The organism is Aureimonas flava (genome assembly GCF_003583935.1).
In the GTDB taxonomy this organism is placed as follows: Bacteria; Pseudomonadota; Alphaproteobacteria; order Rhizobiales; family Rhizobiaceae; genus Aureimonas; species Aureimonas flava.
Map to the genome: position 1 here is coordinate 1 of NZ_QYRN01000012.1, position 15,575 is coordinate 15,575.

At 72.1% G+C, this 15,575-nt stretch carries 17 protein-coding genes; 4 read left to right on the forward strand and 13 right to left on the reverse strand.

Annotated features, from left to right (window positions below; genetic code table 11):
* The 12 genes from D3218_RS17760 to D3218_RS17815 all read right to left on the reverse strand — a co-directional run.
* The coding region (locus D3218_RS17760) for an NAD(P)-binding domain-containing protein (protein ID WP_280959981.1) at positions 1–151 on the reverse strand (151 nt) is incomplete at its 3' end.
* 90 nt (positions 152–241) lie between these two features.
* Positions 242–1,084, reverse strand: coding sequence for an S-formylglutathione hydrolase (gene fghA / locus D3218_RS17765; protein ID WP_119541424.1), 843 nt, complete (start codon positions 1,082–1,084; stop codon positions 242–244).
* Positions 1,085–1,106: 22 nt separating this feature from the next.
* On the reverse strand, positions 1,107–1,562 hold the full coding sequence (locus D3218_RS17770; protein ID WP_245415104.1) for a GNAT family N-acetyltransferase: 456 nt from the start codon (positions 1,560–1,562) through the stop codon (positions 1,107–1,109).
* A 2-nt stretch (positions 1,563–1,564) separates the two neighbouring features.
* Entirely contained in the window at positions 1,565–2,677 is a 1,113-nt protein-coding gene (locus D3218_RS17775) for an S-(hydroxymethyl)glutathione dehydrogenase/class III alcohol dehydrogenase (RefSeq protein WP_119541425.1), read from the reverse strand.
* A 79-nt stretch (positions 2,678–2,756) separates the two neighbouring features.
* Complete coding sequence (locus D3218_RS17780; RefSeq protein ID WP_168990589.1) at positions 2,757–3,641, reverse strand: glucosamine kinase nucleotide-binding domain-containing protein; 885 nt, start codon at positions 3,639–3,641, stop codon at positions 2,757–2,759.
* 119 nt (positions 3,642–3,760) lie between these two features.
* Positions 3,761–5,026 (reverse strand): c-type cytochrome, encoded by a 1,266-nt coding sequence (locus D3218_RS17785; protein WP_119541427.1) that lies wholly within the window; start codon positions 5,024–5,026, stop codon positions 3,761–3,763.
* Complete coding sequence (locus D3218_RS17790) at positions 5,023–5,670, reverse strand: cytochrome c oxidase assembly protein (protein ID WP_119541428.1); 648 nt, start codon at positions 5,668–5,670, stop codon at positions 5,023–5,025. Before D3218_RS17790 ends, D3218_RS17785 begins: the two co-directional genes overlap by 4 nt.
* Positions 5,667–6,047 carry a hypothetical protein gene (locus D3218_RS20185; RefSeq protein WP_119541429.1) on the reverse strand — a complete coding sequence of 127 codons (381 nt, stop codon included), beginning with the start codon at positions 6,045–6,047 and terminating at the stop codon, positions 5,667–5,669. Before D3218_RS20185 ends, D3218_RS17790 begins: the two co-directional genes overlap by 4 nt.
* A complete protein-coding gene (ctaD, locus tag D3218_RS17800; protein ID WP_245415107.1) occupies positions 6,047–8,584 on the reverse strand; it encodes a cytochrome c oxidase subunit I in 2,538 nt (845 codons plus the stop codon). The genes D3218_RS20185 and ctaD overlap by 1 nt, the downstream gene beginning before the upstream one ends.
* Before the next feature lie 23 nt (positions 8,585–8,607).
* A complete protein-coding gene (locus tag D3218_RS17805; RefSeq protein WP_119541431.1) occupies positions 8,608–9,639 on the reverse strand; it encodes a cytochrome c oxidase subunit II in 1,032 nt (343 codons plus the stop codon).
* Positions 9,640–9,798: 159 nt separating this feature from the next.
* A complete protein-coding gene (locus D3218_RS17810; RefSeq protein ID WP_119541432.1) occupies positions 9,799–9,987 on the reverse strand; it encodes a ribosome modulation factor in 189 nt (62 codons plus the stop codon).
* 82 nt (positions 9,988–10,069) lie between these two features.
* On the reverse strand, positions 10,070–10,339 hold the full coding sequence (locus tag D3218_RS17815; protein WP_119541433.1) for a hypothetical protein: 270 nt from the start codon (positions 10,337–10,339) through the stop codon (positions 10,070–10,072).
* 169 nt (positions 10,340–10,508) lie between these two features.
* On the opposite strand from D3218_RS17815, the gene D3218_RS17820 reads away from it, so the two are divergent.
* From D3218_RS17820 to D3218_RS17830, 3 genes are read left to right on the forward strand one after another with little or no spacing between them, the layout of a single operon-like run.
* Positions 10,509–11,324, forward strand: coding sequence for a (Fe-S)-binding protein (locus tag D3218_RS17820; protein WP_119541434.1), 816 nt, complete (start codon positions 10,509–10,511; stop codon positions 11,322–11,324).
* The gene (locus tag D3218_RS17825) at positions 11,321–12,775 is read left to right on the forward strand and encodes a LutB/LldF family L-lactate oxidation iron-sulfur protein (RefSeq protein ID WP_119541435.1); all 1,455 of its coding nucleotides are present in this window, start codon (positions 11,321–11,323) and stop codon (positions 12,773–12,775) included. Before D3218_RS17820 ends, D3218_RS17825 begins: the two co-directional genes overlap by 4 nt.
* Entirely contained in the window at positions 12,772–13,413 is a 642-nt protein-coding gene (locus D3218_RS17830; RefSeq protein ID WP_119541436.1) for a LutC/YkgG family protein, read from the forward strand. The genes D3218_RS17825 and D3218_RS17830 overlap by 4 nt, the downstream gene beginning before the upstream one ends.
* A gap of 19 nt (positions 13,414–13,432) precedes the next feature.
* Here D3218_RS17830 and D3218_RS17835 read toward each other — a convergent pair whose 3' ends face one another.
* Positions 13,433–13,819 (reverse strand): response regulator, encoded by a 387-nt coding sequence (locus tag D3218_RS17835; RefSeq protein ID WP_168990590.1) that lies wholly within the window; start codon positions 13,817–13,819, stop codon positions 13,433–13,435.
* A gap of 98 nt (positions 13,820–13,917) precedes the next feature.
* Here D3218_RS17835 and D3218_RS17840 point away from each other — a divergent pair, with 98 nt between their 5' ends.
* A complete protein-coding gene (locus D3218_RS17840) occupies positions 13,918–15,546 on the forward strand; it encodes a histidine kinase famiy protein (protein WP_119541438.1) in 1,629 nt (542 codons plus the stop codon).
* Positions 15,547–15,575 lie beyond the last annotated feature (29 nt).

A 15,575-nucleotide genomic window follows, 5' to 3' on the forward strand; every position in this document is an offset into this window, starting at 1 on the left:
CCGGGTTCTCCTCGCGGACCCCGTACGCCTTCTCCACCGTCCGGTTACCCAGAGCCACCGTGAAACCGCCGTTGTCGGCAAAGTTCAGCGCAAGGCTCGCTCCCATCGTCCCCATGCCCAGTACGCCGAGATCCGCCTTTTCGCCGCCCATCCGATTCGTCCTCCGCCGGTCGCTTCGGACACAGGGTTTACCGGATGGCGTCCGGGCGTTCCATCGAAACCGTGGGACGCCCGCCCCCTCTCAGCGCAGGAGCCGCTCGGCGTGCCAGGCGAGGTGATCGTCCATGAAGGTCGAGATGAAGGCGTAGGAGTGGTCGTAGCCCTCGCGCATGTTGAGGACCAGGGGGATGCCCGCCTTGTCGCATGCCTCCCGCAGGAGTTGCGGGCGCAAGCCCTCGTCCAGGAACGAATCGGCGGTGCCCTGGTCGACCAGGAACTCGGGGAAGCGGTGCCCGTCCTCGATCAGCAGCGTCGCGTCGTAGGCGCGCCAGGCCCCCCGGTCGCGGCCGAGATAGGCCTCGAAGGCCGGGCGCGACCAGCCGGCCGTCGACGGCTGGACGATGGGCGCGAAGGCCGAGGCGCTGCGATAGGTGCCGGGGTTGCGCAACGCGGCGACCAGCGCGCCGTGCCCGCCCATGGAGTGGCCGAAGATGCCCTGCCGGCGCATGTCGGCCGGAAAATGCGTCGCGAGATAGCCCGGCAGCTCGTCCGTGACGTAGGAATACATGCGGTAGTTCGCGGCATAGGGGCGTTCGGTGGCGTCGAGATAGAAGCCGGCGCCCGAGCCGAGCTGCCAGTTGTCCGCCTCGTCCGGCACGCCCTCGCCCCGCGGGCTCGTGTCGGGCACCACGACCATGATGCCGTGCTCGGCGGCGGCTCTGCGGAATTCGCCCTTGTCCACGGCGTTCTGGTGGGTGCAGGTCAGCCCCGACAGGTACCAGAGCACCGGCACCCTACCCTCCGCCGCCTGCGGCGGGGCGAAGACGGCGAAGGTCATCGGCGTGTCCGTGGTGCGCGACTGGTGGCGATACACTCCTTGCGTGCCGCCATGGGCCTTCGCTTCCGAGATCACGTCGAGGGGCATGGGCGGTCCTTTCCGGTTTGGCTCAGTTCGCCGGCGCGCGGCGCATGTCGAGATGGGGGATGCCGTCTTCCAGATAGGCACCCGATATCGTGACGAACCCATGACCGGCGTAGAAGGTTTCCAGATGGGCCTGCGCCGACAGGTCGATCGCGGCCGCCGGCCAGCGCGCCGCGCAGAGCCGCAACGCCTCCGCCATCAGGGCGTGGCCGAGCCCGCCGCCCCGGAAGGCGGCGGCGGTGGCGATCCGGCCGATGCGCGCGCCCCGGTCCTCGGTCGGCGCGAAGACGCGCAGCGTGCCGGCCAGGCGGCCCTCGGCGAGCGCGCGAAGGTGCAGCGCCTCGCCGTCGCGGCCGTCGATCTCCTCGAAGGCGCAGGACTGCTCCACCACGAACACGTCCTGCCGGAGCTTCAGGAGGTCGTGGACCTCCGGCCCCGACATCTCATGCAGCGCGGCCCAGCGCCAGCGGAACGCCGTCACCCTCAGTAGACGACGACGGACCGGATGGACTTGCCCTCGTGCATCAGGTCGAAGGCGGTGTTGATCTCGTCGAGCGGCATCGTGTGGGTGATGAGGTCGTCGATGTTGATCTTGCCGTCCATGTACCAGTCGACGATCTTCGGCACGTCGGTCCGGCCGCGCGCGCCGCCGAAGGCGGTGCCCCGCCAGACGCGGCCGGTGACGAGCTGGAACGGCCGGGTCGCGATCTCCCGGCCCGCTTCCGCCACGCCGATCACGATCGATTCGCCCCAGCCGCGATGGCAGCATTCCAGCGCCTGGCGCATCACGTCGGTGTTGCCGGTGGCGTCGAACGAGAAGTCGGCCCCGCCCCCGGTGAGGTCCTGGATCGCCTGCACGACCTTGTCGTTGCCGACCTCCTTGGGATTGACGAAGTCGGTCATGCCGAACTTGCGGGCCATCTCGACCTTGGCCGGATTGAGGTCGACACCGATGATGCGGTCGGCGCCGACCATGCGCGCGCCCTGGATGACGTTGAGGCCGATGCCCCCCAGGCCGAACACCACGACGTTGGCGCCCGGCCAGACCTTGGCCGTGTAGATGACGGCGCCGATGCCCGTGGTGACGCCGCAGCCAATGTAGCAGATCTTGTCGAAGGGGGCGTCCTCGCGCACCTTGGCGAGCGCGATCTCGGGCAGCACGGTGAAGTTCGAGAAGGTCGAGCAGCCCATGTAGTGGAACACGGTGGTCTCGTCGCAGCGGAAGCGCGAGGAGCCGTCGGGCATCACGCCCTGCCCCTGCGTCGCGCGGATCGCGGTGCACAGGTTCGTGCGCTGCGACAGGCAGCTCTTACAGTTGCGGCATTCGGGCGTGTAGAGCGGGATCACGTGGTCGCCGGGCTTCACCGAGGTGACGCCGGCCCCGACCTCGCGCACGATGCCGGCGCCCTCGTGGCCGAGGATCGCCGGGAACTTGCCCTCCGAATCGAGGCCCGACAGCGTGTAGGCGTCGGTGTGGCAGACGCCGGTCGCCATGACCTCGACCAGCACCTCGCCGGCCTGCGGCCCCCGGATGTCCACGGTCTCGATCGTGAGCGGCTTGCCCGCTTCCCAGGCGACGGCGGCGCGTGACTTCATGGGTCGAGGTCCTTCGTGATGCTGACGATTCGGATCGCCCCTGACTATAGGAGCGGGGACGGATCGCGCCAGCCTCCGATCAGCCCGGCGCCGCGCCGACGGGCGCGAGCCCGGCCAGGATCAGCGCGCCGTCCAGGGGATCGCCGAGCGGCTCGTCCAGCGTCTCGGCGAGGCCCTCCGGCAGGAAGGGCGTCAGCGGACCGGCGAGTCCGCCAGCCAGGGCGACGCGCTCGCAGCCGGCATCGCGCAGCGTGTCGACGAGGTCGCCGATGGCCTGCGCGCCGGTGCGAAGGATCGCCTCCGCCGTCCGGTCGCCGCCCCGCGCCGCCTCCACCACGAGCGGCGCGAGCGTGGCGTAGTCGGTGGCCGAGGCGGCGTCGCACCAGGCGGTGAGCCGCGTCGCCTCGCCGCCGACGCGCTCCAGCACCGCGTCGGCGAGGGTCGAGCCCGACAGGCGAGCGTCGGCGCCGCGAAAGGCCGCCTCCACCGCCGCCAGCCCGATCCGCGCGCCCGAGCCCTCGTCGGAGCCCGGAAAGCCGTAGCCGCCGAAGCGAAGCGGCCGTCCGTCCAGGAGGCCGAAGGCGATGGAGCCGGTGCCCGCCACCACGATGCCGCCATCCTCGCCGCCATGGGCACCGAGGCACGCGATCGCCCCGTCGCCCGCGAGCGCGAGGCTGGCGAACGGGTGCGGCCGAGCGGCGAAGAGACCGGCGACGCCGACCCGCTCGATACCGGCGACGCCGGCCCCGACCCGCAGCCGCGCAAAGTCGAACGGGCCGAGCCCGGCCGCGCGCCAGGCCTCGCGGGCGGCGGTGAGCATGGCGTCGAAGCTCGCCTCCACGCCGAGGCGCGCCTGGCCCGGCCCGGCATGGCCTTCGCCGAACACGAGGCCCGAGGCGTCCACCAGGCGTGCGCGGCAGGCGGTGCCGCCGGCGTCGAGGCCGAGGAAGAGGGGTGCGCTCACGTGGCACGGCCCCCGGCGCGATCGCCCGTCGCGGCATGGTTCATCGGAACGGCGCGTCCTTCTCGAATCGCTCGGCTCCCCTTTCATGCCGGATGTTCGGCGCGCCCGAAAGCGCCTTGTCAGCCGCCACGCCGCGAATACCAGAGCGCCAGCGCGTCGATCTGCTCCTGCGTGAGGTTGATCGCGATCGTTTCCATGACATGGGCGAGCGGCGTGCCGCCCCGGTTGCGGTCCCGCCACATCTGGAGATGGGTCGCGACGTACCATTCGGGCAGGCCGTCGAGGCGCGGGTAGAGCGGGTTGCGCGCCGCGCCGTCCGACCCGTGACAGGTCTGGCAGGCGGCGAGCTTTCGCGACGGCAGGCCCTCCTCGGCGATGCGGCGCCCGAGTTCCAGGAGACCCGCGGTGGAGACCGGGGCGCCGTGGGCTGCGGCCGGGTCCACCGCCGCCGCCGGCCCGGCGGGGGCGGGCTCGGCGGCGGGCGCGTCCGGCCGGAGGCTGCCGCGCGGCAGGCGCACCCCGCCCTCGTAGCCCACCGCGACGCCCGCCGGAGGCCCGAGCGGCCCGGCGGGGGCGGCGGCGGGTGGCTGGGCGGCGTAGTGGTCGGCGAGGCGGCGCAGCGTCGCCTCGTCCAGCGCGCCGGCGGCCGGGGTCATGATGCCGCTCTGCCGCTCGCCCGACGCGAAGGCTTGGAGCGTGCGCAGGAGGTATTCGGCCGGCTGGCCGCCGATCGGCGGGAAGCTGCCGGGCGCGCCGACGCCCCGTCCGTCCGCGCCGTGGCAGCGCGCGCAGTCGGCGAGCGCCGTGTCGCGCGCCTCGCCCAGCGCCGGAAGGCCGGGCCGTCCAGGCTCGGACGCCGGCTCCCCGTAGGCGAGTTCGCGGTAGCGCTCGGGCGTCATCGCCGGCAGCGCGCGCAGGAAGGCGACCAGCGCCCAGATCTCGTCCGGCCGGTCCTGCGTGGTCCAGGACGGCATGCCGGAATACTTGATCCCATGGCGTCCGATCCAGAACAGCTCGCGGTCGCGCCATTCGCCGACCTGGCCCTCCAGACGCGGCACGGGCGGCATCATGGCGCGGGCGACCGGCGTCTGGCGTTCGCCCGGCGCGCCGTGGCAGGGCGCGCAGCCGCTGGCGAAGTGGCCCGCCGCGCGCTGCAGGAGCAGCGGATCCTCCAGCGACACGTCCGCGGGCCGGGAGATCGGCAGCGACTGGGTGGCGACGGCGCGCCGGAGCGTCCAGTGGAGGAACCATTCGACCGGCGCGAAATGGCCGGTGTTGGCGGCCACCGAGACGAGGCCCGAGCCGCCCACCAGGAGCGCGGCCCCGAGGGCCGCCGCGGGCGCGGCGAGGAGATGCCAGGGGCGGATCGTGAATGTCCACGTCATGCCGGGGCGGCGCCTTCCCGCTTGGGGTCGAGGATCCCGGCGAGGAGCGCGAGCCCGCCGGTCAGATAGGCCGCGCCGCCGACCAGGAGCATCAGGACGCCGCCGAGCTGCTGGTCCTCGAGCGGCGTCAGCGTCGCCAGGGGCGAGCACAGGTCGCCGCAGCGGTAGAGCGGGCGCGGCGCGAACAGGAGAAGCGCGCCCAGGAGCGTCATGTGCATGGAGGTCATCAGCAGCGCGCCGACGCCCGCGGCCCGCGCGCCCCGCGCTCCCTCCGCCGTGCCGAAGGCGGCCGTCCAGACCAGGAGGCCGGCCAGCAGGAACGACCCCTGCTCCAGGATCAGCACCGCGGTCTCGCGCCGGGCGGCGTCGTGCAGCGCGGGGGCGTGCCAGGACCAGACCAGCGCGAACTCGGTCAGCGCCGCCAGGATGGCGAAGCGCGCCGAGACGCGCCGCCCGACCGCCGGCACCGAGCGCGCCAGACCGAAGGCGAGCGCGGGCGCGGCCACCGCCACCAGCCCCATGTGGAGGACCATGTGCGCGGCGAAGGAGGTTTCGGCGCGCCCCACGAGCGGCCCCGCCCAGAGCCCGACGAGGAGCGCGAGGCCGGCGGCCAGCGGGCCGTGGCGGTGCAGGGCGGCCCTCACCGGCAGTCCACCACGAGAAGCGCCGGCAGCGCGGTGAAGACGACGGCCAGGAAAGAGAGGCCGGACAGGAGCGCCGAGGCGAGCTCCATCTGCCGCTCCCGGTCCTCCTCGGTGGGCTTGTCGTGCGGCGGGCTGCCGTCCGCCTCGCGCCATTCGCGCCATGCGCGGAAGCCGGCAAACCAGCAGAAGGCGAGGCCGGCGCATGTGGCCACCGCGATCGCCGCGCGCACGCCCCCGATCGGGCGGAAGACGTCGGCGTTGGGCGCGCAGGCGACGGCCGCCGCCACGTAGCAGAACAGGAAATGCAGCGCCCAGACGGTGGGCGTCGCGATCATGGTGAGGAGGGAGTCGCGCGTTCCCCGGCGCAGTCCGAACATCACGCCCCTCCTGCGACGAGCGGGAAATAGGCGATCGTCGCCACCGTCACCAGGCCGGTCGCGGCGGCGAAGTGCCAGTAGAGCACCACGTTGGCGAGGTCGATGTCGTGGCGCGGCGTCAGGTGGCCGGCCAGCGAGCGGGCGAGGCAGTAGCCGGCCATCAGCGTGCCCACGAAGGCGTGGATCGCGGTCCAGATGGCGAGGATCCAGACGGTGGCCGGATAGACGTGCGCGGTCGGCTGGAGACCCGTCGCGTGCGGCCCCCAGAGGAGCGCAGCGCCGGCGCCGAGCGAGGCGAGGACGCACAGCGCCAGAAGCGCGCGCGCCGCGGCGACGCCCCCGCCGCGCAGCACCCGGTGCGCCAGGAGGCAGGCCCCCCAGGCCAGCGCGAACAGGGCCAGCGCCGCGCTCGGCCACAGGAGGCCCGGCCCCTGCGTTCCGGCCGGCGGAAAGTCGGCATGGACGGTGAAGAAGAAGTAGTAGCCGAAGCACAGCGACAGGAAGGCCGTGGCGTCGCCCAGCATGGTGATGAACATCGCCCACCAGGATACCGAATGCGGGCCGGAGACGTAGAGCGGCAGGTCGAGGCCGAGGCCGACATACTTCGTCTCCTTCTCCGGGATCACGGCGGTGGCCCGCCAGAGCCAGAACAGGATCACGGCGATCGCGACCACCAGCGCGCCGATCGTCAGCGTCCAGTAGTGGAACGTCGCGGCGATGAAGCAGGCGCCCAGGAAGACGGCGGCCGCCATCGGCACGAAGGAGGGGCCGGGCACGCGCAGGCACTGCACCGGCTCGGCGTCGAGCACGGTGGTGACCAGCGTCTCGCGCTTCCCCTCCTCGGCGTCCGGCAGGTAGAAGCGGCCCCGGTCCATGTCCTCCACGAAGCCCGGCTGGTCCCAGATCGGGTAGCGCGACCGGACGATCGGCACCGAGCGCACGCCCCAGGACTGGTCCGGGATCTCGCCCGACCACTCGAGCGTGCCGGCGTTCCAGGGGTTGCGGTCGGCATAGGGGTCCTTGCGGGGCCGCAGCATGTCGGCCACCACGACCAGGAAGCCGGCGGCGAACACGAAGGCGCCCACGGTGGATATGAGGTTGGGGATCTCGAGGCCGAGCTGTGCGGGATAGGTGTAGACCCGGCGCGGCATGCCGATCATGCCGGCGTAGTGCATGGGGAAGAAGGCGACGTTGAAGCCGACGAACATCAGCCAGAACGCCACCTTGCCCGCCCTGTCGTGGAGCTTCCGGGAGGAGACGATCGGCCAGTAGTAGTAGATGCCCGCGACGATCGGGAACAGCACGCCGCCGAGGATCACGTAGTGCAGGTGCGCCACCACGAAATAGGTGTCGTGGACCTGCCAGTCGAAGGGCGCGAGCGCCACCATGACGCCGGTGAGCCCGCCGAGCACGAAGATGCCGAGCGCGCCCGAGACGAAGAGCATGGGCACGGAATAGACGACGTTGCCGACGAGGCAGGTGGCGAGGAACACGAAGATCTGGACGCCGGTCGGGATCGCGACGGCTTCCGACGCCGCCGAGAAGAAGCCCAGCGAGATCGCCGGCAGGCCCGTGGTGAACATGTGGTGGACCCACAGCCCGAAGCTCAGGAAGCCGGTGCCCACGGCCGCCAGCACGATCCACGAATAGCCGAGCAGCGGACGGCGCGCGAAGGTCGGGATGATCATCGCCAGCAGCGCGATCGCCGGCAGGAAGACGATGTAGACCTCCGGGTGGCCGAAGATCCAGAACAGGTGCTGCCAGAGCATCGGGTCGCCGCCGCGCGTCGGGTCGAAGAAGGGCCAGTCGAACAGGCGTTCCATCTCGAACAGGATGTCGCCGGCGATCAGCGGCGGAAAGGCGAACAGGATCATCGCCGCGACCACCAGCACGTACCAGGCGTAGAGCGGCATCAGGTTGAGGCGCATGCCGGGCGGGCGGCACTTCAGGGCGCCGACGATCAGCTCGACCGCGGCCGCGATCGAGGCGACCTCGATGAAGGACAGGCCGAGCAGCCAGATGTCCGCCCCGTAGCCCGGCGTGAAGCGCGCCTGAGTGGTGAGCGGGGGATACATGAACCAGCCGGAGTTCGGCGCGTGGCCGAAGAAGATCGAGCCGCAGACGAACAGGCCGCCGATCAGGAAGCACCAGTAGCCGAAGGCCGACAGGCGCGGAAACGGCAGGTCGCGCGCGCCCAGCATCTGCGGCAGCAGGATCACGGCCACCGCCTCGAAGATCGGCACGGCGAACAGGAACATCATCACCGTGCCGTGCAGCGTGTACACCTGATTGTACATCGTGGCCGACAGGAAGTCGTTTTCCGGCACCGCGAGCTGCACGCGGATCATGAGGCCGAGCACGCCCGCGAACAGCATGAAGGCGAAGGAGGTGACCGTGTACCAGACGCCCACCGTGGTGTTGTTGACGTCGGACCAGTAGCGCCAGCCGGGCGGCGTCTCCCACACCCGGATCAGGCGCTCCTGCTGGCCCCGGCGGACGGCCTCGTCCTCCTGGTCCGGATCGCCCGGACGGCGCATGGCGTCGAGCTCGGCGGCGGCGCTCATCGCAGCGCCCCCAGCCATTCGGCGATGGCGCGCGTCTCGGCTTCCGGCAGGGTGGCGAAGGATGGCATCTGGACGCCCGGCTTCTCGTGTTCGGTGAGCGCGACGAAGCGCTGGATGGCGTCGACGGAGACGGGAAGGATGCCGGCCCCCAATGTTTCACGTGAGCCAAGGTGGGTGAGATCCGGCCCGACGAGGCCGTCGGAGGGCGTGCCGCGCACTTGGTGGCAGGCGCCGCAGCCGTTGCGCTCGAAGGCCGCGCGGCCGGGATGGTCGAGCACGGCGGCGGGCGCGCGTTCGGCCGCGACGTGGGCGGCGAACTCGGCCTCGGACACCACCCGCACCACGAATCGCATCTGGGCGTGGGCGTCGCCGCAGAATTCGGCGCAGATGCCGTGGAACGTGCCGGTGCGCGTCGGCTCCAGCACGAGGCGCGTGACGCGGCCGGGGATCGCGTCGACCTTGCCCGCGATGTTGGGCACCCAGAAGGAATGGATCACGTCGGGGCTGGAGAGGAGGATCTCGGACCGCCGGCCGACCGGCAGCCACAGCTCGTTGGCCGAAGGCACGCCCTCGCCCGACAGGGCCTTGGCGACGCCCGGCGTGTCGGGCGCGTCGTAGTGGACGCGCCACCAGAACCGCTCCGCCGACACGGCGATGCGCGGCCCGTCGGCGGGCGCGCGGAACCCCGGCATCATCTGGAGGCCGAACGCGAGCAGTCCGGTGAGCACCACCACCGGGAAGGCGACGCCGCCCCAGACGATCAGCCGCGTTCCGGCGCGCTCGCTATGGGCCTTGGGATGCGCCTTGGTGGCATAGACCGAAAGGCCCATCACGAAGAGCCAGATCAGCGCCGCCCCGCCCAGCATCCACCAGAACAGGTGGAGCACCTCCGCCGCCTCCGTCCCCGCCGGATCGAAGGTCGACTGCGGCCCCCGGCAGGCGGCGAGCGCGAACACGGCACCCGAGGCGGCGGCAAGGTGCACGGCGCGACGGGCGTTGCGATGCGACGGATTCAGAACGGCCCCCATGCTCCGGACCGACGAGGCGCCCCCGCGCCGCGATCCCTGCCACGAAAACCTATGGCGCGCGCCCGGTTCGGCCAGGGCGCGGCGTGCGGCCGGGCCTGCCGAGCCGCCGAGGCCGGCGGGTCCGCCCGTCGGCCTCGAACGTCGGTGGGAGGCGCCGGCTCAGTGCCGCGTCTCGGCCTCGTGGCGTCCGCCGGCATGGTCGTGGTCGGCGGGACGGGCGTTCAGGCCCTGCGTCCAGCCTTCCATCCATTCGGTGCGGAGCGTCGAGCCGACCGGATACTCGCAGGCCGACTTCGGCACGTTGTTCTGGAACGCCAGCTTGCCCTGCTGGAATGCATCGGTTGCCATGGGTCTCGGCTCCTGTCCGGTTGCATATCCGGAACAACGGACCGGCCGCAGCTCCCGTTCCCTGCGCGCCGGGGCGCCCCGGTCAGATCCGCAGGCCGGTGCCGAGCCCCATGGAGGCCAGGATCATCGCCGGGTCGGCCTCCGTGTCCACCACGGGAATGCCGAGCCCGTCGCGCACCGCCATCACCGCGATCTCCGCGTCCACCGTATCGGGCACGTCGAAGATCCGCACGCTCTCGGACGCCAGATCGTCCTGGTCGCGGCAGCGTCGCGCATGGCTCCGTGCGTCCACCACGGAGCGGAAGGCCTGGAACTTGCGAACGTCCTCGTAGTCCATGCGAACAACGAACATTTTTTGGGCCTCCGTTGCTGGTGAGGAAAAGTTAAACACGGCTTTCCCGGATCGCCAAGCGAAACTCTCGTGACGCTGCCGGACGGTGCGGGCGGGGCCATGACGGCTTGCACCCGGCGGCCGGGACCGCCACAAGCGAACGGGGAGCGGCCAAGCAACGGGTGAGGACATGAGCGAGCAACCAGCCTCCGGGGCATTCCCGGCGCATTCCGGCGTCCCGCCGCGCGTCGCACTGTTCGTCACCTGCCTCGTCAACGTCGTGCGCCCGGCGGTCGCCGAGGCGACGCGCGAGCTTCTGGAGGCGGCCGGCTGCCGGGTCGAGGTGCCGCTCGCGCAGACCTGCTGCGGCCAGCCGGCCTTCAACTCGGGCGACGAGGCGGACGGGCGGGCCATGGCGCGCCACCAGATCGGCGTCCTGGAAGGCTTCGACTACGTGGTCGCGCCGTCCGGCTCCTGCGTCGGCACGATCCGCCACGCCTACCCGGAAGCCTTCGCCGACGACCCCGAATGGGGCCCGCGCGCCGAGCGGCTGGCCGCCCGCGCCTTCGAGATCACCGGCTTCCTGGTCGACGTCCTCGGCTTCCGGCCCGCGCCGGCGCCCCATGCGGGCACGGCGACCTACCACGACACCTGCTCCGGCCTGCGCGAGCTCGGCATCCACGACCAGCCGCGCCGGCTGATCGGCGCCGTGGAGGGGCTGGACCTCGTGCCGCTGCCCGACGCCAACGTCTGCTGCGGCTTCGGCGGCACGTTCTGCGTGAAGTATCCGGCGATCTCCAACGCGGTGGTGGACGAGAAGGCGCGCGCCGTGGAGGGCACGGGCGCGGACATCCTCCTCGGCGGCGACCTCGGATGCCTGATGAACATGGCCGGCCGCCTCGGGCGGCGCGGCTCGCGGGTGCGCGTGTTCCACACCGTCGAGGCGCTGACGGGCCGCCTCGGCACGCCGGCGATCGGGCGCGGCGAAACGGGAGACGGCCGATGAGCCTCGCCCGACCCCAGGCCGGCGGCGCCGGGCCCGACTTCAACGCCCGCACCGCGGACGCCTTGGCCGACGAATGGCTCAAGGTCGCGATCGACCGCACCACCGGCACCGCGCGCACCAAGCGCGCGGCGATCGTGGGGCAATGGCCGGACTTCGGGGTCGCCCGCGAACGGGGCCGCGCCATCAAGGACCACGTGGTCGCCCATCTCGGGCACTATCTCGCCGAGTTCGAGCGCAACGCCACGGCGAACGGCGCGGTGGTCCACTACGCCGCCACGGCGGACGAGGCCTGCCGCATCGTGGTGGACCTGTGCCGGCGGGCGGGCGCGCGGAGCGCGACGCGCTCCAAGTCGATGCTGGGCGAGGAGATCGGCCTGCCGCACGCGCTGGAGGAGGCCGGCATCGAGCGGGTGGAGACGGACCTTGCCGAGCACATCGTCCAGCTCGCGGGCGAGCGGCCGAGCCACATCATCTGGCCGGCCATGCACAAGACGCGCGAGCAGATCTCGGAGCTGTTCAGGCACGCCCACGCCGACCCGCACCGCGAGGAGACGCCCGAAGCCATGGCGGCGTCCGCCCGGCGGCACCTTCGCCGGCGCTTCATGGCGGCCGAGGTCGGCATCTCGGGCGCCAACTTCCTGGTCGCCGACACCGGCTCGGTCTGCACCGTGACCAACGAGGGCAACGCGGAGATGACCACCACGCCGCCGCGCGTCCACATCGTGACGGCGGGCATCGAGAAGCTGGTGCCGACCATGGGCCACGCGGCGATGATGCTGCGCCTCCTGGTGCGCTCGGCGACCGGGGCGGCCTTGACGCAGTACACGACCTTCCACACCGGCCCGAAGCGGCCCGGCGACCTCGACGGGCCCGACGAGATGCACATCGTGCTGGTCGACAACGGGCGCACGCGCATGCTCGCCGACGCGTCGCTGCGCGACATGCTGCGCTGCATCCGCTGCGGCGCCTGCATGAACCACTGCCCGGTGTTCAACCAGATCGGCGGCCATGCCTACGGCGGCACCTATCCCGGCCCGATGGGCGCCGTGCTCACCCCCGTGTTCGACGGGCTCACGCAGAAGACGCGCGACCTCGCCCATGCCTGCACGCTGAACGGGCGCTGCCGCGAGGTCTGTCCGGTGGACATTCCGCTGCCCACCCTGATCCGGGGCTGGCGGGAGCGGAGCTGGCGCGAGGGTCTGGAGCCCACCTCGATGCGCTCGGGGCTGCGGCTGTTCGCCTTCGTCGCCGCGCGGCCGAGGCTCTACCGCCTCGGCACGGGGCTCGCCGCCCGCGCCCTGCGGCTCCTCGGCGGCCGGCGCGGGGCGATCACGCGGCTGCCCGGTCTCGCCGGCGCCTGGACCCTGCATCGCGACATGCCCGCCCCCCCGCCCGGACCGACCTTCCTCCAGGCCGAGGCGGCGCGCCGGGCGCGCGAGGCGCGGACATGAGCGCGCGCGAGGCGATCTTCGCCGCGATCGGCCGCGCCCTCGGGAGCGCGAAGGACCCCGCCGACGTCCGAGCCGAGGCCGACGCGCTCCTCGCCGAGCCGGAGCGGGTGCGCCCGCGCCTGCCCGCGGGCGACGCGCTGACGCTGTTCGAGGCGGCGGTGAAGCGCCTGCCGCCCGGCGCCTCGTGCGAGCGCCTCGCGGGCTGGAACGAGCTGCCGGCCGCCTGTGCGCGGCACCTTGCCGCGCTCGCCCTCCCGCCGGCCCTGAAGCTCCAGCCCCTGCCCGAGCTCGAGGTTCTGGACTGGGCGGGCGCGGGCCTGGCACCGGGCGTCGAGGTGGACGACCGCGCCTCCCTGTCGGTGGCCGAACGGGGGGTCGCCGAAACCGCGAGCCTGGTGCTGCGCTCGGGGCCCCGCATGGCGATCCTCGACGCCTTCCTGCCGCTCCACCACATGGTGGCGCTGCGCGCGCGCGACGTGGTGGCCCATCTGGAGGACGCCGTGGCGGACGCCGATCTCGCGCGCTCGCGCAACCTCGTGATCGTGACGGGCCCGAGCGGCACCACCGACATCGAGGGCAGCCTCGTGATCGGCGTGCACGGGCCGGCGACGCTGCACGTGTTCCTGATCGCGGAGTGAACGCCCCGCCGGAGGGGCGTCAGTCGGTCAGGCTCTCGATGGCCTCGGCAAGGTCGCGCGCCGAATAGGGCTTGCGCAGGACGCCCGTGCGCGGCGTGCCGAGCGTGGCAGGCGACAGGTCGTCGCCGTTTCCGGTGGCGAACAGAAGCGCGAGACCGGGCTGGAGGGCGCGCAGCTCCTGCGCCAGATCGTCGCCGCGCATGTCGGGCAGCGACAGGTCGAGCACCGCCACGCGGCAGGCGCCCTCGTCCCGCAGCGCGCGCAAGGCCTCGCCGCCATTGGAGAATTCCGACACGGCATAGCCGGCGTCCTCGATCCACTCGGCGGTGAGGGCCCGGATCATCGGATCGTCCTCGACCAGCATGACCTTGCCCTGCGCCGGCGTGGTGTGCTCGGAAACGGTCATCGCCGCCCTTCCCGTTCGCGCATCTCGAACCTTCATCGTCGGGAACCTTTATCAGAGCGGGCGCTTCCCGTCGCCCGCACCGCAGTCACAAGGCCTTCATGACCAACCGCTTCGACAGCCCCCCGCCCTTCGACGGCCCGAGGCCGACGGTCAGGTCCAGCGCCGCCGGGCGCCTGGACAGCCATGACGACATCTTCTTCGCCGCCGTCGAGACGACGCGGATGCCGATGACGGTGACCGATCCCCACCAGCCCGACAACCCCATCGTCTTCGCCAACAACGCCTTCATCCAGATGACGGGCTATTCGCGCGAGGAGATCGTCGGCAACAATTGCCGCTTTCTCCAGGGCCCGGACACCGATCGCGCAACGATCGCCGAGGTCCGCGCCGCGATCGAAAGTCGCAGCGAGATCGCGACCGAGGTGCTGAACTACCGCAAGGACGGCTCCACCTTCTGGAACGCCCTCTTCATCTCGCCGGTCTACGACCCGGACGGGCGACTGGTCTACCTGTTCGGCTCCCAGCTCGACGTCTCGCGACGGCGCGACGCCGAGGAGGGCCTGCGCCAGGCGCAGAAGATGGAGGCGCTCGGTCAGCTCACCGGCGGCATCGCCCACGACTTCAACAACCTCCTGCAGATCGTCACCGGATATGTCGAGGTGATCGCGAGCCAACTCGAGAAGCCGGAGATCGACCGCGTACGGGCCGTGCGCGCGGTGGACAACGTGCGCTCCGCCTCCGCGCGCGCCGTGACGCTGACCCAGCAGCTCCTGGCCTTCGCGCGCAAGCAGCGGCTGGAAGGCCGCCTCGTCAACCTCAACGGCCTGGTGGCCGGCATGAGCGAGATCGCCGTGCGCACGCTCGGCGACCAGATCACGGTGGAGACCGACCTCGCCCCCGACCTCGTGACCTGCCGCATCGACCCGACCCAGGCCGAGGTCGCGCTTCTCAACATCCTGATCAACGCGCGCGACGCCATGTCCGCCGCCGCCGGCGGCACGGTGCGCATCCGCACGCGCAACCGGACCATCTCCGTGCAGGACGCCCCCCATTACGACGGCCTGATGCCCGGCGCCTACGTCTGCGTCTGCGTCGAGGACTCGGGGTCGGGCATGCCGCGCGAGGTGCTCCAGCGCGTTCTCGACCCGTTCTTCACCACCAAGGAGGAGGGCAAGGGCACCGGGCTCGGCCTGTCCATGGTCTACGGCTTCGCCAAGCAGTCGGGCGGCACGGTGCATATCTCGTCGCGCGAGAACGAAGGCACCACGGTGGAGCTCCTGTTCCCCGCCGCCACCGGCGAGGAGCAGAAGTCGCTCCAGCGCGTGCGCAGCGTGGAGCGCCCGGGGCACGAGCGCATCCTGGTGGTGGACGACCGGGCGGAAGTGGCCGAGCTGGCGCGCGACATGCTGGAGGAGCAGGGCTACAAGGTCACCGTGGAGACCGCCCCGCTGGCCGCCCTGGAGCGGCTGCGGGCGGGCGAGGCCTTCGATCTCCTGTTCTCCGACCTTGTGATGCCGGGCGGCATGAACGGCGTGGTGCTGGCGCGCGAGGCGCGACGCCTGAAGCCCCGCATCCGCGTTCTCCTCACCACCGGCTATGCCGAGGCCTCGCTGGAGCGTTCGGAGGCGGGCGGCACGGAGTTCGAGCTCATCAACAAGCCCTATTCGCGCCAGGACCTGACGCGGAGGGTGCGCATCGTCCTCGACGGGCCGACCGGCGTCGGCTGACCCGCCGACCCCGCCGACCCGCTCGGCGC